A 451-nucleotide genomic window follows, 5' to 3' on the forward strand; every position below is an offset into this window, starting at 1 on the left:
AAAACGAAACACGGAAACTTATATTGATGAACAGCGTTCATCAATTCTCCATAGAAAGGAGGTGATCCAGCCGCACCTTCCGATACGGCTACCTTGTTACGACTTCACCCCAATCATCTGTCCCACCTTAGGCGGCTGGCTCCATAAAGGTTACCCCACCGACTTCGGGTGTTACAAACTCTCGTGGTGTGACGGGCGGTGTGTACAAGGCCCGGGAACGTATTCACCGCGGCATGCTGATCCGCGATTACTAGCGATTCCAGCTTCATGTAGGCGAGTTGCAGCCTACAATCCGAACTGAGAACGGTTTTATGAGATTAGCTCCACCTCGCGGTCTTGCAGCTCTTTGTACCGTCCATTGTAGCACGTGTGTAGCCCAGGTCATAAGGGGCATGATGATTTGACGTCATCCCCACCTTCCTCCGGTTTGTCACCGGCAGTCACCTTAGAG

General features: G+C 52.1%; 1 rRNA gene. It reads right to left on the minus strand.

Annotated features, from left to right (window positions below):
* Window positions 1-54: 54 nt before the first annotated feature.
* Window positions 55-451, minus strand: a 16S ribosomal RNA gene (locus tag JDS82_RS29035); the annotation flags it as partial.

Origin of the sequence: Bacillus cereus group sp. N14 (assembly GCF_016483555.1) — a bacterium.
Taxonomy (GTDB): Bacteria; Bacillota; Bacilli; order Bacillales; family Bacillaceae_G; genus Bacillus_A; species Bacillus_A wiedmannii.